General features: G+C 34.6%; 21 protein-coding genes and 1 other annotated feature. Of the genes, 17 read left to right on the forward strand and 4 right to left on the reverse strand.

Annotated elements, in window-relative coordinates; all coding sequences use genetic code 11:
* Positions 1 to 2: 2 nt before the first annotated feature.
* Entirely contained in the window at positions 3 to 1,172 is a 1,170-nt protein-coding gene (gene bioF / locus ABNX05_RS00605) for an 8-amino-7-oxononanoate synthase (RefSeq protein ID WP_349657901.1), read from the forward strand.
* Positions 1,173 to 1,327: 155 nt separating this feature from the next.
* Here the strand turns inward: bioF and ABNX05_RS00610 are convergent, their stop codons facing one another.
* From ABNX05_RS00610 to ABNX05_RS00620, 3 genes are all read right to left on the reverse strand, one after another.
* Positions 1,328 to 2,182 (reverse strand): transglutaminase family protein, encoded by an 855-nt coding sequence (locus ABNX05_RS00610; RefSeq protein WP_349657902.1) that lies wholly within the window; start codon positions 2,180 to 2,182, stop codon positions 1,328 to 1,330.
* Between the two features lie 61 nt (positions 2,183 to 2,243).
* Positions 2,244 to 3,209, reverse strand: a complete 966-nt coding sequence (locus tag ABNX05_RS00615) for an alpha-E domain-containing protein (RefSeq protein ID WP_349657903.1) — start codon at positions 3,207 to 3,209, stop codon at positions 2,244 to 2,246.
* Positions 3,163 to 4,653: a circularly permuted type 2 ATP-grasp protein gene (locus ABNX05_RS00620; RefSeq protein WP_349657904.1), complete on the reverse strand. Its 1,491-nt coding sequence runs from the start codon at positions 4,651 to 4,653 to the stop codon at positions 3,163 to 3,165. The genes ABNX05_RS00615 and ABNX05_RS00620 overlap by 47 nt, the downstream gene beginning before the upstream one ends.
* Before the next feature lie 173 nt (positions 4,654 to 4,826).
* Here ABNX05_RS00620 and ABNX05_RS00625 point away from each other — a divergent pair, with 173 nt between their 5' ends.
* From ABNX05_RS00625 to ABNX05_RS00675, 11 genes are all read left to right on the forward strand, one after another.
* On the forward strand, positions 4,827 to 5,240 hold the full coding sequence (locus tag ABNX05_RS00625; RefSeq protein ID WP_349657905.1) for a hypothetical protein: 414 nt from the start codon (positions 4,827 to 4,829) through the stop codon (positions 5,238 to 5,240).
* 404 nt (positions 5,241 to 5,644) lie between these two features.
* Entirely contained in the window at positions 5,645 to 6,622 is a 978-nt protein-coding gene (locus ABNX05_RS00630; RefSeq protein ID WP_349657906.1) for a tyrosine recombinase XerC, read from the forward strand.
* Between the two features lie 583 nt (positions 6,623 to 7,205).
* A complete protein-coding gene (locus ABNX05_RS00635; protein ID WP_349657907.1) occupies positions 7,206 to 7,712 on the forward strand; it encodes a DinB family protein in 507 nt (168 codons plus the stop codon).
* A gap of 378 nt (positions 7,713 to 8,090) precedes the next feature.
* Positions 8,091 to 8,621 (forward strand): hypothetical protein, encoded by a 531-nt coding sequence (locus ABNX05_RS00640; RefSeq protein ID WP_349657908.1) that lies wholly within the window; start codon positions 8,091 to 8,093, stop codon positions 8,619 to 8,621.
* 187 nt (positions 8,622 to 8,808) lie between these two features.
* Positions 8,809 to 8,958: a hypothetical protein gene (locus ABNX05_RS00645; RefSeq protein WP_004230023.1), complete on the forward strand. Its 150-nt coding sequence runs from the start codon at positions 8,809 to 8,811 to the stop codon at positions 8,956 to 8,958.
* 468 nt (positions 8,959 to 9,426) lie between these two features.
* Positions 9,427 to 9,597 (forward strand): transcriptional regulator, encoded by a 171-nt coding sequence (locus ABNX05_RS00650; RefSeq protein WP_349657909.1) that lies wholly within the window; start codon positions 9,427 to 9,429, stop codon positions 9,595 to 9,597.
* A gap of 383 nt (positions 9,598 to 9,980) precedes the next feature.
* A complete protein-coding gene (locus tag ABNX05_RS00655; protein WP_349657910.1) occupies positions 9,981 to 11,684 on the forward strand; it encodes a putative bifunctional diguanylate cyclase/phosphodiesterase in 1,704 nt (567 codons plus the stop codon).
* A 425-nt stretch (positions 11,685 to 12,109) separates the two neighbouring features.
* Positions 12,110 to 12,328 (forward strand) — a binding site (T-box leader).
* 75 nt (positions 12,329 to 12,403) lie between these two features.
* On the forward strand, positions 12,404 to 13,840 hold the full coding sequence (gene proS, locus ABNX05_RS00660; RefSeq protein WP_349657911.1) for a proline--tRNA ligase: 1,437 nt from the start codon (positions 12,404 to 12,406) through the stop codon (positions 13,838 to 13,840).
* A 177-nt stretch (positions 13,841 to 14,017) separates the two neighbouring features.
* A complete protein-coding gene (locus ABNX05_RS00665) occupies positions 14,018 to 15,445 on the forward strand; it encodes an ABC transporter permease (protein WP_349657912.1) in 1,428 nt (475 codons plus the stop codon).
* 10 nt (positions 15,446 to 15,455) lie between these two features.
* The gene (locus ABNX05_RS00670; protein ID WP_349657913.1) at positions 15,456 to 16,148 is read left to right on the forward strand and encodes an ABC transporter ATP-binding protein; all 693 of its coding nucleotides are present in this window, start codon (positions 15,456 to 15,458) and stop codon (positions 16,146 to 16,148) included.
* A 47-nt stretch (positions 16,149 to 16,195) separates the two neighbouring features.
* Positions 16,196 to 16,522, forward strand: coding sequence for a hypothetical protein (locus ABNX05_RS00675; RefSeq protein WP_349657914.1), 327 nt, complete (start codon positions 16,196 to 16,198; stop codon positions 16,520 to 16,522).
* A gap of 287 nt (positions 16,523 to 16,809) precedes the next feature.
* Here the strand turns inward: ABNX05_RS00675 and ABNX05_RS00680 are convergent, their stop codons facing one another.
* Entirely contained in the window at positions 16,810 to 16,971 is a 162-nt protein-coding gene (locus ABNX05_RS00680; RefSeq protein WP_349657915.1) for a hypothetical protein, read from the reverse strand.
* A 335-nt stretch (positions 16,972 to 17,306) separates the two neighbouring features.
* Between ABNX05_RS00680 and ABNX05_RS00685 the strand changes: the two genes are divergently transcribed.
* The 5 genes from ABNX05_RS00685 to ABNX05_RS00705 all read left to right on the forward strand — a co-directional run bounded on the left by ABNX05_RS00685 (position 17,307) and on the right by ABNX05_RS00705 (position 23,769).
* The gene (locus ABNX05_RS00685; RefSeq protein ID WP_349657916.1) at positions 17,307 to 17,993 is read left to right on the forward strand and encodes a response regulator transcription factor; all 687 of its coding nucleotides are present in this window, start codon (positions 17,307 to 17,309) and stop codon (positions 17,991 to 17,993) included.
* The gene (locus ABNX05_RS00690) at positions 17,986 to 19,440 is read left to right on the forward strand and encodes a sensor histidine kinase (RefSeq protein ID WP_349657917.1); all 1,455 of its coding nucleotides are present in this window, start codon (positions 17,986 to 17,988) and stop codon (positions 19,438 to 19,440) included. Before ABNX05_RS00685 ends, ABNX05_RS00690 begins: the two co-directional genes overlap by 8 nt.
* A gap of 211 nt (positions 19,441 to 19,651) precedes the next feature.
* The gene (locus tag ABNX05_RS00695) at positions 19,652 to 19,978 is read left to right on the forward strand and encodes an ArsR/SmtB family transcription factor (RefSeq protein ID WP_349657918.1); all 327 of its coding nucleotides are present in this window, start codon (positions 19,652 to 19,654) and stop codon (positions 19,976 to 19,978) included.
* Positions 19,975 to 20,391 carry an SRPBCC family protein gene (locus ABNX05_RS00700; RefSeq protein ID WP_349657919.1) on the forward strand — a complete coding sequence of 139 codons (417 nt, stop codon included), beginning with the start codon at positions 19,975 to 19,977 and terminating at the stop codon, positions 20,389 to 20,391. Before ABNX05_RS00695 ends, ABNX05_RS00700 begins: the two co-directional genes overlap by 4 nt.
* A gap of 207 nt (positions 20,392 to 20,598) precedes the next feature.
* Positions 20,599 to 23,769: an ATP-binding cassette domain-containing protein gene (locus tag ABNX05_RS00705; RefSeq protein WP_349657920.1), complete on the forward strand. Its 3,171-nt coding sequence runs from the start codon at positions 20,599 to 20,601 to the stop codon at positions 23,767 to 23,769.
* The last annotated feature ends 75 nt before the right edge of the window (positions 23,770 to 23,844 follow it).

Below are 23,844 nucleotides of genomic sequence, written 5' to 3' on the forward strand. Positions count from 1 at the left end.
AAATGGATCATTGGTTTCAACGGGAACTACAATTAATAGAAGAGAAAGGATTGACAAGGAAGTTACGTTCGTTTTCAAATGGCAATGAGAGCGAGGTAATCATAAGTGGTAAGAAATTCTTGCTTTTTTCATCTAATAACTATTTAGGTCTTGCAACAGATTCTCGGTTGAAAAAGAAAGCATCGGAAGGTATTAGTAAATATGGTACAGGAGCTGGTGGTTCGAGATTAACAACTGGAAATTTCGATATTCATGAACAGCTTGAATCTGAAATTGCGGATTTGAAAAAAACTGAAGCTGCCATTGTTTTCAGCAGTGGTTATTTAGCGAATATTGGCGTGATTTCGAGTGTGATGAAGGCAGGTGATATTATATTTTCTGATGCCTGGAATCATGCGAGTATTATAGATGGTTGTCGCCTCAGTCAAGCAAAAACTATTGTTTATGAACATGCTGATATGGTGGATTTAGAGCATAAATTGAAGCAATCACGTGGAGATGGAAAGAAGTTAATTGTGACGGATGGCGTCTTTAGTATGGATGGTGATATTGCTCCACTTCCCGAAATCGTTGCGCTAGCAAAGGAATACAATGCTTACATAATGATTGATGATGCGCATGTGACAGGTGTCTTAGGAACTGATGGTCGTGGTACTGCTGATTATTTTGGGTTGAAAGATCAGATTGCTTTTACAGTGGGCACGTTGAGTAAAGCGATTGGTGCAGAGGGTGGCTTTGTGGCGACGTCGACAATTGCAAAGAACTATTTACTAAATAACGCTAGAACATTTATTTTCCAAACAGGTTTATCTCCAAGTGCGATTGAAGCCGCGCGAGAAGGGATATCCATTATTCAAAATGAGCCCGAACGAAGGGAACAATTGCTGAATAATGCTACGTATTTACGTTTGAAATTGGAGGAATCCGGTTTTGTAGTTAATGAGGGGGAAACGCCAATTATAACTCTACTTATTGGTGATTCCCATGAAGCTGTGCAATTTTCTGAGAAACTTATGGATGAAGGTGTCTTTATTCCAGCGATTCGACCACCAACTGTGCCAAAAGGGTCAAGCCGATTGCGGATTACAGTGATGGCTACACATACAAGGGAGCAGCTCAATACAGTTATAAATAAAATGAAGAAAATAGGAAAAGAAATGGATATTGTATAAAAGTCTTATAACACTTAATAATGTTGAAAATATGTAAATAATAGTTGGATTACCGAGATTTACCGTTTTCAAATCAATAGTTCATAACAAAACCCCTGATTCTTCTACTTAGATAGAAAAATCAAGGGTTTAATTTAAACCATTACCGTTATTTGTCACAAATGACTCAATGCTTTGACACTCACTTTAACTGTTAAATTATGCTTTCCACCTGAATAAACACCTTCAACAGGGCTTATATCGGAATAATCACGGCCAATGCATAAAATAATGTGATGTTCTAATACTTCAACATTATTAGTTGGATCTAGACCAATCCAGCCGATTCCCGGTATCATGACTTCTACCCAAGCATGGGTTGCAATATCTCCGATCAAGGCAGAGTTTTCGTCCACATATAAATAACCGCTCACATAACGCGCTGGAATTCCTTTAGCTCTTAGCACGGCCAGCATGACATGTGTGAAATCCTGGCAAACACCTCGCTTCAGGGCGAAGGCTTCACTTGCCGTAGTTTTCACATCGGTTGCACCCGGATCGTATTCAAAAGTTGAGTATAAATATTGCATTAAATTTAATGAAAATAGTACAGGATTTTCAGCATGACCAATGGCATGATAAACTTCCTCTAACTGATTTTCTGTCATATACGTAAATTGTGTAAACTTTATATAGGGCAAATAATGTTCATAAAACAATTGCGAGTGAAAAATCGTCTGCATCTCTGGTGAATATTGAATACGATGAATAAATGGTGCACGTTGAATGCTGACAATAGAGGTTGTTTGAATTTCTAGTTCTTGATGCTGCTCTGGTATATAAAAAGTGCCAACTGTATTGCCCCATATATCAGTATGCTCACGTGTTAAAGATGAAGGTGTAATGGCAATGCGATAGGATAATAAGCGCTGACGCTCATCGCCTCTTGGCTTTAAGCGGATTGTATTTAAGCTTTGATCGACTTCAGACTCATATTGAAAAATATTAGTATGTTGAATTTCAAATTTCATAGTGTCCGCTTCCTTTGAATTACTGACTTGCTTGTTGATAGGGAGCTGTCGTTGATTCCTTTCAAGGTTGTACGCTGGGTTCATATAAATGATATATTGTTGAAAATGTATTGCCTAAATCAATACATTGACACAATTTTTCCTCCATTAATAAAATTGTTTCTTCTAATGTACTATTCCAAACATCTACATTCATGATAGCAAACAATAAATTTTCTAATGGAGCATGAAGCTCTAAAAATCTAGCTGAAAGAGGATCGTTTTCTAAACAAATAAATGCTTCCTCTAATTTTTGTAAGCAAAACATCACTGAACGTGGAGAATGCTTATCTTGTAATAAATATTGGAGCACACATAGTAAGTTAGTTTGGCGATGCTTTTGTAAATAAGACTCCGTCGCCTCTGATAAATCGAGTAAAAACGAACCGTCCGCTTCTACTAAGGAGATAGCTATCTCCTTATGTTGCTCCAGTATAATTAAAGCCATACGAATCGTTTTTTCTGCACGCTCTAACCATTTCCCAACTTGTATGAAATAAAACGGTACATCTCGATCCATCGAACCTTCGATAAGCCCTGTCACCGTTAATGAAGTTTTACGAACATTTTGTAAAAAAGAGTTAAGAACAATAAGTGGAATAGGTCTTTCACGTTCCAATAGTTCTTGCTGTAAGGATAAATAAAAGTCATTTTGCAATTCCCAAAGCTCAATGGGAATGCTATCTCGAGTTACACGCGCATTTTCTCTAACGGCACATAAAGTAGCATGAAGAGCGTTACAGTTATTAGTAGAAAAGAGTAGATATTCGATAAGTGGATTAACTCGAATCGACTCATATAAGGTCAAGTATTCTTCCTTCGAGGCGCAAATATTCAACACCGCTTCCCAATGATCGATGTATTCATTTTCATTGCCAGATTGCTCCAACATATTCAACAGCTGTACTTGTAATATATGTGCATTCGATTGTGATCGTTCACTATATCGTGCCATCCAGTATAGTGCATCGGCTACTCGACTTAGCATATTGCAATTCCTCCTTTAATATCCACGTATCTTTTGCTCCTCCACCTTGTGAAGAATTTACGACTAAAGATCCTTCTTTTAATGCTACACGTGATAAACCGCCAGGAAGCACATAAATATCTTCACCCTTCATCACATATACACGTAAATCAACATGACAAGGATAAAATCTTCCATCCTGGAAAGCAGGTGCTCTAGATAAACTAATCGTTGGCTGTGCAATGTATTGATGTGGGTTTTCCATAATTTTTTCTTTATAAATAGCGATTTCTTCATCACTCGCATGCGGACCAATAAGCATATCATAGCCACCAGAGGCACTAACATTTTTTATAACAAGTTCTCTTATATGCTCAAGAACCCAAGTTAATTGACGATGATCAGCTAGATGATAAGTTTTCACATTACGTAAAATAGGTTCCTCATTCAAATAGTAACGAATCATATCCGGTACATAGGCATACATCGCCTTATCATCAGCAACACCGTTACCAACTGCATTTAAAATAGCAATATTTCCAGCTTTATAAGCCTCCATAATATGCGGTACCCCGAGTAAAGAATCCTTACGAAAAACAACAGGATCTAGGAAATCATCATCAATTCGACGATAAATAATATCGATTTGTTCTAGACCGTAGATAGTCTTCATGTACACCTTATCATCTCGGACCACTAAATCACGGCCTTCAACAAGCTGAATATTGAGCTGTTGTGCTAAAAAAACATGATCGTAATAGGCCGAATTATACATGCCGGCTGTTAAAAGGACAGCTTTAGGTTCTCTATTTGGCTCCATACAAGGTGGCCGATGAGCAAGGAGTGCCTTCTTCATAAAGGCCATTTGTTTATCAAGTGACTGGATCGTATGTTTAGAGAAAAATTCAGGATACACTTCCTTCATCACAGATCGATTTTGAAAAACGTAGGAAATACCTGAAGGATTGCGTAAATTATCTTCTAACACGTAATAAACACCATTTTCATCACGAATCAAATCGATGCCAGCTAAAAAAATATGATTATCGATAGGTACTTTTACACCAAGCATTTCTTTATAATAATACGGATTGTTTTCAATGAGCTCTCTCGGAATAAGCCCATCCTTAAAAATAGATTGTTCATTGTAAACATCATGTAGAAAGCAATTTAACGCTTTTACACGTTGCTTCATCCCAGCTTCTATTTCTTGCCACTGTTCATGTGGAATAATAATAGGTATAAAATCAAAGGGCATTGTCCTTTCTGTTCCACCTTGTGCTCCATATACGGTAAATGTAATGCCTTGTTTAAGGAATCTAGATTGTGCTTGCTGATATTTTTCCTCTAATTGGTCCTTTGTGAATGCATTGAGCTTATGGTGGAAAGACCGATAATGAGGCTTCGGTTGATTGCCATCTAACATTTCATCAAAAAACAAACCAGATTCGTAAAACTTCATCATATGGATCGCCCTCCGAATTTAAGTAGTAGAGAAAACGTGTTACACTAAATATGAATCAATTTCGCCTTGGCGTAATTGTAGTAAATGGGTACTAATTGAAAAGGAACCACATCCGCATTCATCTCATCATTTTTAGAGAAATGTAGATAAATACATAAAAGGAGCTAGTAAAAATGACAATCATTAATTTAATGCAAGCTTATGAACTAGACAAGCTTTCGAAATTAGATTTTACTAATGAGGAGATTGTGCGTACATTGCAAACAGGGGATTTATCAGTTTGGCAGGAAAAAGTACCAAACTATGAATTTTCCGAAACAATGGCACTTTTTCAAGAAGGGGAACAATTATTTTTGGACGCTTTGCATGGTAACTACCGTATCAAATATGTAACTTTGCCAGGCATTCAACGTCTACTGTATCTTCGCTTCCAATTAGAAGAAGGTAAGGATTATCAATTATTAGAAACAGGAATCCAACATTTAACTTGTAATGAGGAAACAATAGAGAAGCTTCAACGTATGCTATCAACAAATTGGTCTTTAACAAAACAAGTAGATGGGACATATAGCATCTTTATTTCGTAAACGGATTTTGTCCTGGCGTAATGGACGCTTCACTGACTTACAGGAAAAAATGCGCCCGGACTTGACGAAATCCAAATAATTCCACGCGTGTTATGAGAGGAATCGACATGTACAGTTACCCATCTTTTCATTTTTCGAATCGTCTCACAGCGCATAGTTCATTTAGTCCACTAGATTTAAATATTCATTTTTTTTGTGATTTATGCCTAAAAAGTGAAAACTTCTAAAAAACTTTTAAAAAAAGGTGATTTTCTTTCTAAAAGGGAATCATCTTTTTTTGTCACCTAAATAAAAGAACATACGTTCTGTTTATTAAAAGATATCATTTATTTCATCATAAAGTTCCCAAATTTATATTTGGGAACGTTTTTTCATGGTAAAATAGAGCAAATAGAGGTGATTTTATGGAAAAGCCTAAGCTACCAAAAATAATGAGAGATTTCCTAGTTTATTTAACAACCATTAAAGGGAAGTCTCAACGTACTAGAAAAGAATATGAATATGATTTGACATTATTCTTCCGTTTTTACATAGCCATTCAGAATGAACATGAACTATCAGATTTGACGAAAATAGATATTTCTACTATTTCAATTGAAGAAATTCGTGAGATGACCTTAGAAGATCTATATTTATTTATGGAATATTGCGAGGTGCAGCGTGGAAATTCTGCATCAGCAAGAGCGCGTAAAGTAGCAACGTTGAAGTCATTTTTTAAATACTTGAAAGGGAAACGTCGCCTTGTAGAGGAAAATCCGGCAGATGAATTAGAAACACCAAAAATAGGACGGAAAAGACCAATCTATATGAATATCGAGGAAGCGACGCAATTTATCGACGGGATCCAGCCAAATCGAGCTTCACCGAGAAACTATTGTATGATGATGTTTTTCTTGAATTTAGGAATTCGTGTGACAGAGCTTTGCCAGCTAAATAAGTCATCCATACAAGGGCGCTACTTAACAGTTGTTGGGAAAGGGAATAAAGAACGGACTGTTTATTTGAATGATAGCTGTGTACAGGCACTTGCAGACTATGAAAATAGCGGGAAAACACCATTTAAAGGTGAGGGAGAAGAGCCCCTTTTCATCTCACAAAAAGGAACACGATTTACTCGTCAAACCGTCGCTAAAATCGTTAAACGAATTAATCAACAATCTGGACTCCAAAAAGAACGACTGACACCACATAAGTTACGTCATACATCCGCAACAATGATGTATAAATCAGGAGCGGATATTCGAAGTCTTCAGCACATACTGGGGCACTCAAGTGTGGCAACAACACAAATCTATACACATATTGAAAATGAAGAGCTGCAACATGTACTCGAAAACAATCCATTCAATATTGTTCGTAGTAGAGAGCAATTCATTGAATAAAATAGGCAACTAAAAAAAGCCGATTATGCTTACTTGTAGGAATCGGCTTTTTGGCACTATTATTTGTTGTTAGCTTCCATTTCATCAATAGAGTTTGTTAGCTCAATAAACTGTTTTTCGATTGGCGTAATACTTCAGCATCTATACATATCCAAGGCGGAGTTTATCCGGCTTTTCAATTAGAAATCAGGGGAGAAAAGGGTGCATTTCGCTTAACACAAAAAAATTCCTATGGCCATGTCCAATTTGGTCATCTTATCATTGAAAAAATGATACACCCTACTAATTTGTTTAATTCTAAAGATGTTTTATATGAAGAACTAAAAATGCCATCATAACTAAATAATGACGCTATAAACTATGTGAATCAAGCGTATACGTTGTTGGCAAAAGATATATTTGAGTGCACAAGACATATTCCGAATTTTAATGACGCTGTCAAACTACATCGATTGTTAGAGGCAATCGAAAATCTGCAAAGACCGGAAAACGAATACTGATATAAACAAATATAGAATACTTCACATCATATAAAACATATACAGAAAAGGGAGTAAAAAACACTAAGTGGAGGAGATATCATATGAGTCAATTAATTAACGATCACCTATGTGAAACAAGAAATAACTTAGTAGAGGAGATCAAATTATTAAGTGATACTCAATTCAACGCTAAGCCTGATGCAAACAGTTGGAGTATAGCACAGGTTTGCCATCATTTAACTTTAACGGAGGCATCTTTCATAAGATTGATTGCATGGGCATTAAAACAAGAAAATAGTAAGCAAGCGGGACGTAAAAATATTCATATTATCGCAGATAGAACAAAGAAAGTCCCAGCGCCAGAATTTGTTGTTCCAGCTGAAGACTTTTTTACAGTTCAGCAAATTATTGAGTTACTTGACGAATCGAGAGGTAAATTTACAGCATTCCTTGATACAATTGAAGATCCATCTTTATTAGCAGAAAAATCCTATAAACATCCTTTTCTTGGCGATTTACCCCTCGATCAATGGGTAGAACTAGTTTCTATTCATGAACAACGACATATTGAACAAATAAAAGAAATAAAAAACATTCATCAAAGTTAAGCACTATTGAACTTCTAGGAGACTAAATACAAAGAATGAAAAAAAGCAAAGCTCGAAATTATATTAAAGAATTAATACAAAGAATGAAAAAAAGCAAAACTCGATATTATATTAAAGAAGTTATTATAGCAATTAAAAATTCAATCGTATCAGAAATAATTTGGAACATTTTAATATTTATCCCTAAAATGATCTTCCGATTATTGAAAAATTTATGGTGAATGGTCCAATTTCTCGATAGTAATATTGAGAAGTTGGGCTTTTTTGAAGTTCTAAAGAAAGGAAACAAGTCACAAAAAGAAAGTAAGGACCTAGAGCATTCCCTTCTTGATTAATGGTATAATTATCATTGTTTACTATTTTTAGTTAGGAGAAGTTATGAGAATTTATAAGTTAATTATTATATGCACTTCTATTATACTCTTATCTGGGTGTACTACATTTTCATCTAAAACAGAAGTACCCTTCAAAAATGAAACTTCAGAGGCTGTAAAAAAAGACCCTGTTGTTTTGGATAGCAAACATAAGGAGAAAGACGATAAACCTGTTGTCGTAGATATCACCAATACGGAAAAAGGCGATGAATCAATAGGTTCTCGTCCTATTAAAATATATGAAGAGGTATCGTCCCCTATAGGTGAAAGTAAATCATATTTTACTTATGAGGAAGATTTTCCATTTAGAGTGTCCGTATCAAATACTGGAACGAAAAGGTTTTATTACAAAATTCAAAATGTAGGTAAAGAAGAAAAAATTGCAAATGGTATTTTAAACGGTAACGAAAGTTTTGAAAAGCTATTTAAAGGATTTCCCAAAGGAGCTTATGTCATAACTTACCGAGTAATAGAGGAAGAGCATCCAGTAGATATCAAACTAAAAGTAAAGGTAGAGATACTTCCTGAAGTATAATATTCGAAATAAAGAGAGCCATTGTTTTGATTAATCTTTTTCAAAACAATGGCTTTTATTATTTCATTAAATTAATACTTCAAGGATATTTTTAAATTGTAAAGCTTGACGAAATGAATCATCTGTTATATATTAATAAAAATAATAACAACTGTTATAAAACAGTTTAATTTTAGGAGGAATTCAAATGTCAAAGTATCGTGATGGTTATGAGTTTTATTGTGAGATGTGTGAGCGTTATGGTTTAGAGCCAATTTCTTTCCGCTATTATGTGCTACAGTTATCACAGCAGCAACTTTCAGCTTATAATATGCAAGCAAAACAACTAGGTATTTAAAAGGTTTAAGATTAAAGGATGTGATTATAACGGACGCCGACGTGAATATTTTATGAAAAGCCCAGCCATACTAACTATAATGGACTGGGCTTTCAACTATTTGAAAGAAATATCAGATAATTCATTGACATAGTAAAGAAACTGTTATATATTATTAAAAAATAATTAATCTGTTGTATAACAATGTAGGGAGAATGCGATTTTCTCAATATAAAAATGGATACGAAATTTTATCTTTATTCAGTAGAAGACATTCACCTTAGAAGATGTGATGTCACTGATTTTCAAAGGAATGAAATGTGCGATCACAATTCAAAATTCAGACTCAATTACGCCAAGGTGAAATTGATTGAAAGAATTGTGAACAATTGATTTATAACCCATCAATTCCCATTTTAAAGTAAATCAATTATCAAAAGAACAATTAGACTATTAAAATGAAGTGCACAAATGGAAGGAAGTATAAGGATGACAAAATATCGCGAAGGCTATGATTTTTACCGACAAATATGTGAGAAACACGGTTTAGAGCCCATTAATTTTCACTACTATATGTTGAACTTATCTCAGGAGCAACTTGATGCCTACAATGAACGAGCCAAAACATTGGGAGGTCCAATAGAATATGAAGTCTCTTAGCTTATAAAATACCTTACTGCCTAGTTATGACAGTAAGGTATTTTTGGTAACTATCATAAATGAAGTAATTATTCAAGTATCTAAAAATACAGAACAATCATTCAGCTGGAAGATAAATAGGCTAAACATAACATATAAATAGACTAAGGTACTTAGTGTATTTCAAAACAAGCGTATTAAATGAGTTAAAAGACCTTTTTTTTGAGTCAGTTCTAACAAAAATCATTGTAATATAGATTTAAACGTTTGAATATTTGGGTTGAATTAACTGCTTTTCTAATACTATAATGTAATTACATAATAAAGGGCGATATCCCATAACTTTATACCCCGCTTTTTATAAAGCAAAAGTACCAAACCCTTCTAATGAACGGAGAATGTAAATGATGAATATCACGCCTAGTAGTATTAATCAAGTTAACTATAGTCTGAAAGAATTACAAGATATTTTTTCTGCAATGAATAGTTCAATCATTGTGGCAATCACAGACCGAACTGGGAAAATTACGTTTGTTAATGATCATTTTTGCAAAATTTCTAAATATACACGTGAAGAATTATTAGGGCAAGATCACCGTTTACTGAATTCAGGTTACCATCCACGATCTTTCTTTAGAGAGATGTGGAAAACGATAGGTAAAGGTGACATGTGGAATGGCGAGGTATGTAATCGCGCAAAGGACGGTAGTCTATATTGGGTGAAGACGACGATTTTTCCTTTTCTTGATGACAATGGTAAACCATATCAATATATTGCTATTCGAGTCGACATAACTGCACAAAAAGATATCAAAAAGATTACTCATATCGCCTATCACGATGAATTAACAGGGCTACCAAATCGTCGTAAGTTAGAGCAACGTTTAGAAAACGAATTTCATCAATCTCGACGTACAGATGAGAAGTTTGCGTTATTTTTTATTGATGTAAATCGTTTTAAAAACATTAACGATGGACTTGGTCATATCATCGGGGATCTGTTCTTAGTGGAAATGGCGCATCGCCTACGCAACATTGATTACACTTCGAATTCTATCTACCGCCACAATAGTGATGAATTTGTAATTATACTAAACGATGTTGACCGTATTGAAGAGAAGGCTGAGGAAATAATTAGCGTCTTTAATGAGAGTTTTATTGTGAATACGTATGAATTTTACGCAAGTATTAGTGTTGGAATTAGTATTTTTCCAGACCATGCAAACTCTGTAGAGGAATTATTGAAAAATGCAGATATCGCAATGTATGCTGCGAAATCTTCCCGTGGAAATCAATATCGCTTATATCGTCCAAATATGGATGAAGTCAATGATAAATGGCTATTACTTGAAACAAAATTACATCAAGCGTTAAAGAAGGATATTTTAGAATTACATTATCAACCAAAGATTGATTTAAAAACGAATACAATGATTGGTATGGAGGCTTTACTTCGTTGGCATGATCCTGTACTTGGGCATATACCTCCAGATCACTTTATTCCATTTGCTGAGGAATGTGGGCTTATAAATGATATAGGGGTATGGGTGTTAAGAAAAGCATCCGCCCAGGCACGCGCTTGGAACGAGGTACATAATTTAAACTTACGTGTTGCCGTAAACATTTCTCCGATTCATATTAGTACGACAGGCTTTGTCGAAATGGTACGCGGAATTATGACAGAAACTAAAATCGATCCTCACTTATTAGAAATTGAAATTACAGAAATGAGTATGTTGGATTATACTGAAGACTTGCTCAATACTATTCATCAATTAAGAGCACTTGGTATTACGATTTCATTAGATGATTTCGGAACGGGTTACTCATCGCTCAATTACTTAAAATCATTTCCCGTAGATGTTTTAAAAATAGATCGGGCATTCGTCCGTGATATTTTACCTGAAAAATCAGGCATTGCCATGATTTCAGCTATGATCTCTCTAGCACATGCCCTAAATCTTCAAGTAGTAGCTGAAGGCGTCGAGGAAGAAGCAGAATTAAAAGTGCTGCGTGAACATGGCTGCGAGTACGTACAAGGCTATTATTTCAGTAAACCACTATCGGTAGATGACTTTACGCAGTTGATAGTTGAGAGTAATAGTTAGTCGTTAGAAAGGACCTTGTCCAAATTAATGACAAGATCCTTCAATTGTTAGAGATGATTTTCTATCGTGGTAGTATAGTTTTAACAGCCGGATAAAAATTGAACTGGGGGTATCCTGGAAGTTTATAAATGATTTCTTCTAAAACATAATGGGATACTGCTCGTATTGTATAACAGCATTAGAAGCAATTGAAATTGAAAACAGCTTTAAACGAAAGCTACAAGCCATTCCTTTTGGCTATAATCGCAATTAATCAAGAAAAATAACGATTTTCCAAAAGTGTGTATCCTAAATCAAATGATGAAAATCCTTTACTATTGAAAGAGATCTTTAGTACGAAAAGTAATGTCAATTTTCAGATATTTCCCGAAAAATAATTATTAATATTTGAAATTTTTTTACTGTTTTGCTAAAGTTATATACAATATTAATTGATGATGTGGCCAAGTAAGGTAGAATTGTGAAACAGAAAATATAGCAATTGTTGAGAGCTATATCACCGCTTCTATCTGAAACCTACCATGGAGATGTTATGCAAACATAACCGAGTCGTTTTCGTTACAAAACGTTTGAGAGTTTTAAGATGTTCTTAAAACTAAATTCAAGGTGGTACCACGTTAATTCGGCACAAAGACGTCCTTATTTTAAGGACAGCTTTGTGCTTTTTTTGTTTTTATTCAATAGGTGACAAACACCCTTATCGAAATGGAGGAAAGAACATGACAACACAACAAAACGATTTTTCAAAATGGTACATTGAGACAATTCAAAAGGCAGACTTAATGGATTATACACCGGTCCGAGGCTGTATCGCATTTAAACCGGACGGCTATGAGATTTGGGAACATATTCAGGAAGAAATGGACCGCCGTTTTAAAGAAACAGGCCATCGCAACGCTTATTTCCCTATGCTAATCCCTGAATCTTTTTTCCAAAAAGAAAAAGATCATATCGAAGGTTTCTCACCAGAGCTTCCTTGGGTAACAGAGGCAGCAGGCGAGAAATTAGAGGAACGTTTAGCACTTCGCCCGACATCTGAAACGATGATAGGACACTTATATTCAAATTGGATCAAAAGTTATCGTGATTTACCAGTCCTCATTAATCAATGGGCAAATGTTTTTCGTTGGGAGAAAAAAACACTTCCGTTCATTCGAACTTCTGAATTTTTGTGGCAAGAAGGCCATACAGCACATGTTGATGAAGAAGATGCACGTAAAGAAACAATGCAAATGTTAACGATCTATAAAGAGGTAGTGGAGGAATTACTTGCAATCCCTGTCTATGATGGACAGAAAACTCCTTCAGAACGTTTTGCAGGAGCGGTTGATACATTTTCAATTGAAGCAATGATGAAAAATGGCAAGGCCGTACAAGCTGGGACTTCTCACTATTTAGGGACAAAATTCGCTGAAGCATTTGATATTAAGTATTTAAACAAAGCTAATCAGCATGAACATGTACACACAACATCTTGGGGGACTTCCACACGCTTAATCGGTTCTGTCATTATGGTTCACGGTGATGAACAGGGGCTTATTTTACCACCAAGAATTGCACCAACCCAAGTTGTCTTAATACCTGTAGGTCCATGGAAAAAGAACCCTGAAATTATAGAGAAACTAGATGACATCTTCGCAGCCCTTAAGAAGAACGGAATTAGAGTTCGTTTAGATGATTCAGACCAATCACCTGGCTTCAAATTTAATGAATGGGAATTAAAAGGAGTACCGATTCGTATTGAACTAGGACCTCGTGATTTAGAGAAAAACCAAGTATTATTAAAAGCACGGGATGAAGATGAGAAGCAATCCATTGACCTGAATGACATTGTTTCGGCCATTGAGGTAGAACTTACAACGATGCAATCACGTTTATTTGAAAAAGCACGAACATTCCGCGATGAAAATGCTCATACAACGATTGATACACTGCAGGAATTACAGCAGCATATTAACTCGTCCAAGGAAAACGGAACTATACCAGGCTGGATTCTTGCTGGATGGTGTGGAGATGATGCATGCGAGGAAAAAGTGAAAGAAGAGACAAAATATACTTCTCGTAATATTCCATTTAACCCACCAACTACGAAGACTACTTGTATTTGCTGTGGAAATGAAGCGAAACAAACTGTTTGGTTTGCTCAGGCATATTAATCATTGAAGAGATAAAAAAGAAAATATTACAAATATAATAAGCTTGCTTCTCGCATTTTGAGAAACAAGCTTATTTTTTGTTCCTTTAATATTTAAATCTCTAGATAAACTCCGCAGTATCTCCATATAAACTACATGTTACCCCTATATAGTATAGCTATCAAGGAGGTAAGGAAAATGAATTTTATCAAACGAGCATTTTTAAGTGTTAAAGCAAGGAAAGGGAAATCGCTAATATTATTTACTGTATTTTTAGTAGTTTCCAATTTAGTATTAGCGGGTTTCGCTATTCAAAATGTCTCACAAAAGGCGAATGATCACGCTAGACAAACATTAGGTGTTGACGTGAGTCTTAGAATGGACGAAGAGAAACTTATGGAAAATGTAGCGAAACAGCGACAAGAGAATCCAAATGGAAAAATACAACACCCTGAGCTTTTTGCTGACGAAGCAGACCAGTTAGCTAAATCACCTTATGTAATAGACTACAACTATCTTAAAAGTGACATGCTTGTAGCAGATGATTACACGCCTATTAATGGTGACAAAGATGATGAAGGGGTAGTTGGAGCAGTAGGTGGTAGTCACTCTGGAAATATGAAAATGCCTAATACATTTATCCAAGGCGTAAAAAGTTCCGATTTATTGCAAGAATTTACAGATGGAACGAATGAAATGATTGACGGTCGTTCAATTGCATCAGAGGATACGAATAAGAAAGTAGCTCTGATTGAAAAACGGCTAGCCGAACAGAACGAGCTTCAAGTTGGTGATAAGTTAAAGATTAAATCAACTGATGAAACATCGGAAGTTGAGTTAGAAATAATAGGGGTATACAAAAATTCTGGGATAACTGACTTTGAGGAAAATTTACCTGCTATGATGCATCCGTCTAACAAAATATACACAAATTATGACGCGACGAAAGAAATGTCTGAAGAAAGTGATACAAAGGGTGTATCTATTAACGAAGCAATTTACTACTTAAATGATCCAGAGAATATTGAGGATTTTAAAGCAGAGGCAAAGAAATCAAATATTGATTTCGATTTATTTAAGCTAGATGCGCATGATGCTTTATATCAAAAAATGGTAGGCCCTATCGAAAATATTGCCACTACTTCCAAAATGATCGTTTATTTAGTATCCATAGCAGGATCCATTATATTAGGTCTTATTATTATGTTGACCATAAAAGAGCGACGTAAGGAATTAGGTATTCTATTGGCAATCGGTGAAAAAAAGAGGAAATTAATAGGACAACTGTTAGTAGAAGTTCTATGTATAGCTGTACTAGCATTTGGCATTTCTATCATTACAGGTAAAACAGTGTCTCAAAAAATGGGCGACAGTTTATTACAGCAAGAAGTGATTGCTGCCGAAGATCAACAACAAGAATCAAATACTTTAGGATTCACGTTTGGAAGTATGAATAAACAAGATAAGGATGTAGAGCCTATCGACGATATTGATGTAAGTATATCATCACAAGATGTGTTGAATTTAGGTGGATTAGGGTTATTAATCGCGATTTTATCAACACTTATTCCAGCATTATCAATTCTTCGTTTAAATCCAAAAGAAATTCTATTAAAAGATGAGTAGGAGGAGTCATATGGACACGATATTACAATTTAAAAATCTATATTACTATTATCAAAGTAATAATAAGAAGAATACTTTATTAGAGAATGTAAATTTCACCTTTGAAACAGGATGTTTCTATAGCATTTTAGGTCCATCCGGTTCAGGAAAAACAACCGCACTTAGCTTAGCAAGTGGATTAGATAACCCAAAAGAAGGACATGTACTTTACAAAGGAAAAGATATACGGAAAATTGGTTTAGATAAATATAGAAATAAATATGTTTCGATCATCTTTCAATCTTATAATCTCATTACGTATATGTCGGCACTTCAAAATGTCGTCACGGCAATGGAGATTACAGGAGTTAACATAAATGATAAAAAGAGAAGAGCACTTGAATTATTAGAAATGGTTGGCTTGTCGGAAATCGAAGCAAAAAGAAAGGTGTTACAGCTTAGCGGCGGTCAACAACAGCGTGTAGCCATAGCTCGCGCATTATCTTGTGAAGTAGATTTATTAATTGCAGATGAACCGACCGGTAATTTAGATGAGAATACTTCGGATGAAATTGTAAAATTGTTTAAAGAACTAGCTCATAAAGAAAACAAATGTATTATCGTTGTCACTCATTCCCAGGAAGTCGCTAAACAATCTGATAAGGTAGTGTATCTTGAAAAACAAAATTTGGTTTGTAAAAGTTTGAAGAAGAAACGGGAATAAAATTTTATCGAAAATCTTTTATAAAAATGTAAAATTGGAGTAAAAAAATGTGGACGAAAATAGCACCATCCATTGCCTTAGTAACAATAGGAATAGCAATTGGTTTATTTGCGAATTTGATTAATTTAGGTGGAAACCTGGATCAAAGTGAAACGAATATGGACCAAGATCATAACACGTATTCAGAAGAAAATACACCCGATCAGCGACAGTGGGAATCTCCAAATCCAATAGGAGAAATGACGCCAGAACAGTGGGAGGAGTTCACAACAAAACCAGGTGAACGGACACCAGAACAGAGGGATCCTTACTCATCTAATTCAGAAGAAGAAATGATACAAGGTTCTACATCGGGTTCTACATCTCCTAATTGAATTTCTTTCATGCATTAAATAAATTCTATGACACTATAGCTCGACAGATTTACAACCAGGCATAAATGAACAGTTATGAATAGCATAAGTTCCCCCCTAGGATAAACAGGTGAAAATTAAAACATGTTTATCTTAGGGGGAACTTTGTGTCTTTATCAATATTTTATGTAAAAATCCATCAGTAGAAATTTTTAAAATCGAAATATGACAAATAAATCTTTAAACGACAAAAAAAGAATCCAACTTTTTCTAAATGGATTCTTAATTATTATCATATTAAAAAACTTTTAAGCTATTTTAATCATTATCGTATTAACAAATGACTTCGTACACTTAAAGAAGATTTCCTCTGCTCCTAAAGCTTTAAGGGATACGTATGTCAAACACGAACACAATACCAACATAAATACGACCATTAACAATAATGGACGTAGATTAATTTTATACATAAAACCTTCTCCTTAGTTGAATAAGTTGAAAGAAAAATACTGTATAGATATATACATCTCTAGACGCTTCATTCTATTGAAAGTACACATAAAAGAATTAATTTTCTTCCTAACAACTAATGTATATGACCAATCTGGTATTTGTATGGAGATATAGAGGAGTTTATGTAGAGAAGATAAAAATTAGCGTCAGTAACATTTATTATTTTGTTCATTTTCAAATAAGTACATATAGATATATCTATTCCATGTCAAAACGAATATTTAAGAGGATAGTATAGCTTTCAAAGGGAATATGAGGTATCTTCACATAAACTACAGATTGAAAGGTTATAATGTGCTTCGAGGGGGATATATCGATGAACTATCATATTCTTGTAGTAGAAGACGATTTAGAAATTCAGGAATTAATTAAACAGTTTTTGATGACACAAAATTATACAATAGAGGTTGCTTCAGATGGGCTAGAGGGAATGAAACGATTTAATACACAACCCTTTGATTTAATTCTACTTGATGTCATGATGCCAAATCTTAATGGATTTGAAGTTGCCAAAATGATCCGAAGTCAGTCAAACATACCCATCATTATGTTGACGGCTTTAGAAGAAGAACAAGATCAAATGAAAGGCTTTGATATAGGGATTGATGATTATATAACGAAACCCTTTTCATTTCATGTGCTGATCAGACGAGTACAAGCAGTTCTAAGAAGAAGTTGTAATCAAAATAGCGATAATCATTTAAATTTTAATGAACTGAATGTCGATTGCGACGGATATAAAGCTTATGTAAATAAAGTTGAAATACCGTTAACAACAAAAGAATTCGAAATTTTACAACTACTACTTCATAATGAAAAAAAGGTGCTTACTAGAGAAATTATTGTAGAAAAAATTTGGGGATATGAATATTCAGGAGAAACAAGGATGATTGATACACATATAAAAAATTTAAGAAAAAAGTTAAATATACCTTATATTAAAACGGTAAAGGGGATTGGATACAAAATCGATGAATAGGATTGTAAACATCATGAAGATGAAACGAATAACGTATAAGCTCTTTATGATCACTTCGCTCATATTGTTATCTTTTGCAGTCTTGATTTATTTAACGTTATACTTCTTCCTTCCAACATTTTATCAACAATATAAAACGAATCAACTCCAATCTGGGATTGAGGAAATAATTGATGAATCTAAAAATCTAACATTACAAAGTGCGATACCACTTTTGGATGAGTACACAAAAGAAAACAATGCCATCATTTACTTACAAACTAAAGAAGGAACTTATATATATTCGCCTTCTTTTTTTATTCAGGGGAATTCGCAACGATCAATGCTTACTGCAAAAACAGCACCAATACAAAGTGCAGAAAGCTTTAATAATGCATTTAATGTTACTTTGCCCATTCAATTCCTAGATAAAGATAATTTAATGGTTACTGTATTTGCGACATTTCAACCTATTGATGAAGCGTCGCAGGTCTTAGTACGTTTTCTACCTTTTATAAGTATCATTGTAGTGATTATTGGATTGGGGAGTGCCTATTTATATTCAAGGTTCATTACAAAACCGCTCATCTATATTAATGAAGGTGCGCAAAAGATGGCCAACTTGGATTTTTCCGAAAACATCGTCGTTCGTTCAAATGATGAATTAGAGGAACTATCCAATAGCTTGAATGAGATGTCGAATAACTTGCAACGAACTATGCTCGATTTACAAAAAGCAAATGAGCAATTAAAAGATGATATTGAAAGAGAGCGAAAAATCGAAACAAAACGCCGAGAATTTTTCGCAACAGTTGCACATGAATTAAAAACTCCGCTTACTGTTATGAAAGGATATATAGAAGGGATGATTTATAATATCGGTCCTTATCAAAATCGTGACCTTTACTTAGAAAAAAACCACAAAATTATCGAAGGAATGGAACAACTAGTTCGAGAGATTTTAAGCATGTCTAAATTAGAACAAGATACCTTTAAATTGCAATTGGAGGAAGTCAACCTTTTAGAATTATTAGATTCAATAACGAAAGATCTCGGTTTTTTTGCTTCTCAAAAAGACATTCAGATTATAAAACAAATTTCTCCTAACATGAATGTACGCACAGATCGAGATTTATTAGAAAAAGCTTTCAAAAACATCATCCATAATGCGATTACGTATTCACCGCATGGAGAAACAGTATGTATAGACGTAACTGATCTCCAAAAAGAAAATCAGATTCAAATACAAGTGATGAATACAGGTGTCACAATTAAAGAAGAGGAAATACAACAATTATTTGAGCCATTTTATAGAATCGAAAAATCTAGAAATCGAAATACTGGTGGGAGCGGACTAGGTCTTTATATTGTAAAGCAAATATTTGAATCACTTTCTATTACCTATTTAATGAATAATACCCAAAATGGTTTTCAATTTTTAGCTACTATTCCTAAAGGAAGATCATAGTATATATTTGGACTTAAACAACGCCATCTAGTTAAATAAATATCAGTCAAAAGAGTGTCAAATTGTATAGGTATTTGACACTCTTTTTTATTGTTGTGAAAAAGTATAAAACGAATGTCATTTTGTCAAAAATAAAAATTGACTGGACACTAAATGGTGTCATATAATTAAGACACCATTTAGTGTCCTATTCAAAAAGGGAGAGGAGATTTTGAGCGAGAAAAATCTAGAGCGTGATGTTTATGCTGCGATTGCTGATCCAACAAGACGTCAATTAATACGCTTGTTGGCTGATGCAGAAGAATTACCTCTTCACGAATTAACGGCTCATTTTCAAATGGGGCGTACAGCAGTTTCTAAGCATTTGGCTATCCTGAAAGATGCTGATCTTGTAATTGCTCGAAGGGTTGGTAGAGAAACGAGATATCGGTTGAATGCCAATCCGTTAAAGGAAATTCAAGATTGGATATCTTATTACGAAGGATTCTGGAAAGAAAGAATGGCTAAATTAAATCTACTATTGGAGGAAAAAAAATGAAAGCAGATGTATCGTTAGATTACCAATTTACAAGTTCAATCGAGAAAGTTTGGAGCGCATTAACGGATTCAGACACTCTTGAAAAATGGATATGGAAAAATGATTTTAAACCAATCGTAGGGCATAAATTTCAATTCCGAGCTGAGCCAAACGAATGGTGGGATGGAATTGTCAATTGTGAGGTGCTTATAGTGGATGAGCCACATACACTATCTTACACTTGGGCGAGTGCCGGAGAAATCACTACTGTTACGTGGACGTTGACACAAGGTGAAGATGGTACAACTAACCTACATCTTGATCAATCTGGATTTAGTGAAGCAACGAAAGCTCGTCAAGGAGCAATCGAGGGAGCTAAATATGCTTGGATTAACAATGGTAATCAGCTTGAAAAAGTGTTAGCAGAACTATAATTCATTTTTATCGTTTATATAAATAAACCGTTCTTCTACAATTGACGCTTTTCCGAACACGGGAAGCGTCATTTTTAACTTATTTCAGAAGAAGTTTCCACGCATTTATGCCGAGGCTTAATTGATTGGCACTTCACTTCAAAAACACAGCAAATACTTCTGAAGTTATGCTAACATGACAATACTAGATTGAATGGAGAGTATCCGATGAAAATAAATCAATTAATTGCTAACAATATTAACCGATTAAATGTCGACTTACCGGAAGATCAATCATTAGGAATTGCTGGATTATCTGGATCTGGTAAAACTACATTTTGCCAAGCAATTGGCGAAGAATCCAAAAAACGTCTCGTTTCTTTATTACCAAAGGCTGAATATCAATATTTATTCCCGAATATTATGGAAACAAATTTTAGTGCCATTAAGATGCAAGAAATGCCTTTAGTCCTTTTTCTCGGGAAATCATCCATTTCTGCCAATCCACGTTCGACGGTTGGTACTCATACCGGCGTTTTTAAAGAGATTCGTGAAAAGCTGGCAAATAAATTTGATCTTTCGCCAGAGGTTTTTTCTTTTAATAATGCATTAGGCTGGTGTCCTGCTTGTAAAGGACGTGGTACGACTAAAAATGTCGAATGTAAAAAGTGTGAGGGAAAACGTTATAATCCAGAAGTTGAGCATTATAAGTTTGAATTATGGGGTCAACCACATAGTATTTCCGATATTAACAACTTGAGTATAGAAGCGATTTATTCCCTTTCAGAGGAATTAGCAATTAGCGAAGAAAGACAACGTATTCTCACAAATATTATCCAAATGAATATTGGTTACTTAACGTTAAATCGGATTATGGGGACTTTGTCAGGTGGGGAATTAACACGACTGTACTTAGCAGAATTTATGGCAGCTAGTGAAAATACGGTCATTATTATAGATGAAATTTCTGTTGGTCTTGATCATCAAACGCTGTTGAAAATTTTAGAGCAGATTAAACAATTGGGCTATAAAAACCAAATTTGGCTTATTGATCATTCTGATACAGTGCTAGATACAGCAGATGAGCAGCTGTTCTTTGGACCTGGTAGTGGTAAATACGGCGGTAAAATTGTCGAAGTATCACCACGTCCAGAACCAGTCTATTGGGAACGAAATCAAGCAATGCCTACAGACTATTATCAATTTCATGATCTTTACTGTCGTAACATTGAAATGGCTAACATACAGATTCCAAAAAATAGACTCGTAACCGTTACAGGTGAGTCTGGCTGTGGGAAATCGACTCTGGTCAATGAGTGCATCGCTAAGGATTTCCAAAAACGATATCCGAAAGATAAATTGGTAATGGTAGGACAAGACCGCAACCAATCGATTACTAGTCGATCAACGGTTGCAACGTTTCTTGATATTAAAAAGAAAATGACGAAATACAGTGACGAAATTGATGATATTTTCCAACGTTCCATCGAGGACATTATCGAGGAGCTTCCAAATGAAGATATCGCTCATAAACGTTTAAGTTTATTAATTAAGCTTGGACTTGGTTATTTAACGTTAGAAAGAAAAACACAATCCTTATCGACAGGTGAATTTCAATGTGTTCATTTAGTGTCTGAGCTGTTTTCGAATGCCAGAAACCCCCATACATTATTTATTTTTGATGAACCTTCAAAAGGTTTATCACAAAATATTTTAAACCAATTCATTGATAGTGTTAGGGATATTTTGCGAGATGAATCTGTCTCTATTATGATGATTGAACATAATGCCTATATGATGGAAAGCTCTGATTTCATCGTCGATTTTGGTAAAAGACAGCCAGAACCTGTTAGACATCTTGATGTTGTCAGTCATGATGATTATTTTAGTCAACATAACAAACTAAATAGTGTAGCTCCATTGCATATATCTTCAACACTAAATTCTAAAAATGGCATTCATTACTTAGAAGAGAATCATATTAGCTATTTTAAAAATGCCGAAAACATTTATAAAGGTGGTATTTTAAAAAGCTTATCATCGATGGCCCGATTAATTTATGGTGAATACGAATCTGCAACTATTGCACCTGTTGTCGCCATCGATCTAGAAAGACACTTATATAGTCAATATAGTTTTTTATATGAAATAGGTGGTCTCATCAATCATATTGTGGCGTCACATCCGACGAATAAAGATACAAGAAGCTTCGATTTCTTTAGTCAGGAAAATCATTGCCCAAGCTGTTCTGGACGCCTGCAAATTGAAAAATTTGATTTTGATTTGGTCATTCAGAACAAAACAGTGCCATTTTGGGATGGCTTATTACATCAAGATGTGATGGAAGTATTAAAATATTATCAATATCCTAAATTGCAATTCCTCTTTGATGAGATAAAAAATGAACTGGGTCAAGATATTAGTAAAAGCTACAATGACATGACAGCAGAAGAAAGACATACATTCCTTTATGGTTATTGGGAAAAATCATTTTATGATAAAGCAACGAAGTCTTCGAAAAAATGGGAAGGGTTTAATTTGATCCTTGGACGTTATATGGTGATTTCGAAATCAATTATTAAAGAGCAAATGAAAGCATCGAAAGAGATGATTGCCTGTCCTATCTGTCAAGGAGCGGTGCTAAACCATAAAAAACCACTAACATTTGGGGACACTGATATTCGTGAGCTTATCCATCAACCAATCGATCAGGTCATAAAAACGATTGGCAATTTACCAGAGCTTGAAAAACTAAAAGCAATTGTTGGTGGCGCTATGACACTAACAGAAGATGTCTCCTTACTTCTTAGAGAAACACAAGTGTCGTTAAAAATGCTGGAATTAGAACTCGCAAGCTTTGCTGGGTATGAAATAGTCCTACAAAATGTTTTACCATTTTGGGACAAAATCCAAAATAATATCGAAGCTATAAGCAGCAAAAATCAAATTACAATTTGTGATTTCGCGCATATTGACGAAACGAGAGAAGCTATTATTGATCAGTATTTTACGAATGGAAAATACAAAAAATTAACGTATGTTTATGAAGCATTTGGCTACAAAAAAATTGTTACACAAATTAATAAAATTAAAGCAAGTCATAAATGTCCATTCTGTAATGGGAAGAAGGTCATTTCTGAAGATAATCTCCATGATGGTGTTTATAAATTATCAGTACCATGTGTTCGCTGCTACGAAAGTGGTATCAATGACGAAGGGCGTAAGGAAATTGTCGATGGCATAGACGTGCAAACATGGCTAACCGGCAAAGTAAGCGATGTTGTTGCTGAAAACTTACGAACGGAGGCTGTTGCTAATATCCCTATTTTCAATCGTATTCGAGAGTTAAATAAACGAGAGATGATGGCGGTTTATCAATGCCTTGAGCAAAATAATTAATTAATGCTAGCTATATTTTAAAAGATTACTACATAAAAACTCATTTGCAATAATAAATGCAAATGAGTTTTTATG

The sequence above is a fragment of the Lysinibacillus zambalensis genome (assembly GCF_040183165.1).
Lineage (GTDB): Bacteria > Bacillota > Bacilli > Bacillales_A > Planococcaceae > Lysinibacillus > Lysinibacillus zambalensis.

Bases quoted from the DNA above. Each gene is read 5' to 3' on its own strand.
- bioF (WP_349657901.1), top strand. From the start codon at position 3: ATGGATCATTGGTTTCAACGGGAACTACAATTAATAGAAGAGAAAGGA.
- proS (WP_349657911.1), top strand. From the start codon at position 12,404: ATGACAACACAACAAAACGATTTTTCAAAATGGTACATTGAGACAATT.
- ABNX05_RS00625 (WP_349657905.1), top strand. From the start codon at position 4,827: ATGACAATCATTAATTTAATGCAAGCTTATGAACTAGACAAGCTTTCG.
- ABNX05_RS00615 (WP_349657903.1), bottom strand. From the start codon at position 3,209: ATGCTAAGTCGAGTAGCCGATGCACTATACTGGATGGCACGATATAGT.
- ABNX05_RS00635 (WP_349657907.1), top strand. From the start codon at position 7,206: ATGAGTCAATTAATTAACGATCACCTATGTGAAACAAGAAATAACTTA.
- ABNX05_RS00690 (WP_349657917.1), top strand. From the start codon at position 17,986: ATGAATAGGATTGTAAACATCATGAAGATGAAACGAATAACGTATAAG.
- ABNX05_RS00700 (WP_349657919.1), top strand. From the start codon at position 19,975: ATGAAAGCAGATGTATCGTTAGATTACCAATTTACAAGTTCAATCGAG.
- ABNX05_RS00705 (WP_349657920.1), top strand. From the start codon at position 20,599: ATGAAAATAAATCAATTAATTGCTAACAATATTAACCGATTAAATGTC.
- ABNX05_RS00675 (WP_349657914.1), top strand. From the start codon at position 16,196: ATGTGGACGAAAATAGCACCATCCATTGCCTTAGTAACAATAGGAATA.
- ABNX05_RS00685 (WP_349657916.1), top strand. From the start codon at position 17,307: ATGTGCTTCGAGGGGGATATATCGATGAACTATCATATTCTTGTAGTA.
- ABNX05_RS00640 (WP_349657908.1), top strand. From the start codon at position 8,091: ATGAGAATTTATAAGTTAATTATTATATGCACTTCTATTATACTCTTA.
- ABNX05_RS00645 (WP_004230023.1), top strand. From the start codon at position 8,809: ATGTCAAAGTATCGTGATGGTTATGAGTTTTATTGTGAGATGTGTGAG.
- ABNX05_RS00680 (WP_349657915.1), bottom strand. From the start codon at position 16,971: ATGTATAAAATTAATCTACGTCCATTATTGTTAATGGTCGTATTTATG.
- ABNX05_RS00650 (WP_349657909.1), top strand. From the start codon at position 9,427: ATGACAAAATATCGCGAAGGCTATGATTTTTACCGACAAATATGTGAG.
- ABNX05_RS00665 (WP_349657912.1), top strand. From the start codon at position 14,018: ATGAATTTTATCAAACGAGCATTTTTAAGTGTTAAAGCAAGGAAAGGG.
- ABNX05_RS00620 (WP_349657904.1), bottom strand. From the start codon at position 4,653: ATGATGAAGTTTTACGAATCTGGTTTGTTTTTTGATGAAATGTTAGAT.
- ABNX05_RS00670 (WP_349657913.1), top strand. From the start codon at position 15,456: ATGGACACGATATTACAATTTAAAAATCTATATTACTATTATCAAAGT.
- ABNX05_RS00610 (WP_349657902.1), bottom strand. From the start codon at position 2,182: ATGAAATTTGAAATTCAACATACTAATATTTTTCAATATGAGTCTGAA.
- ABNX05_RS00655 (WP_349657910.1), top strand. From the start codon at position 9,981: ATGATGAATATCACGCCTAGTAGTATTAATCAAGTTAACTATAGTCTG.
- ABNX05_RS00630 (WP_349657906.1), top strand. From the start codon at position 5,645: ATGGAAAAGCCTAAGCTACCAAAAATAATGAGAGATTTCCTAGTTTAT.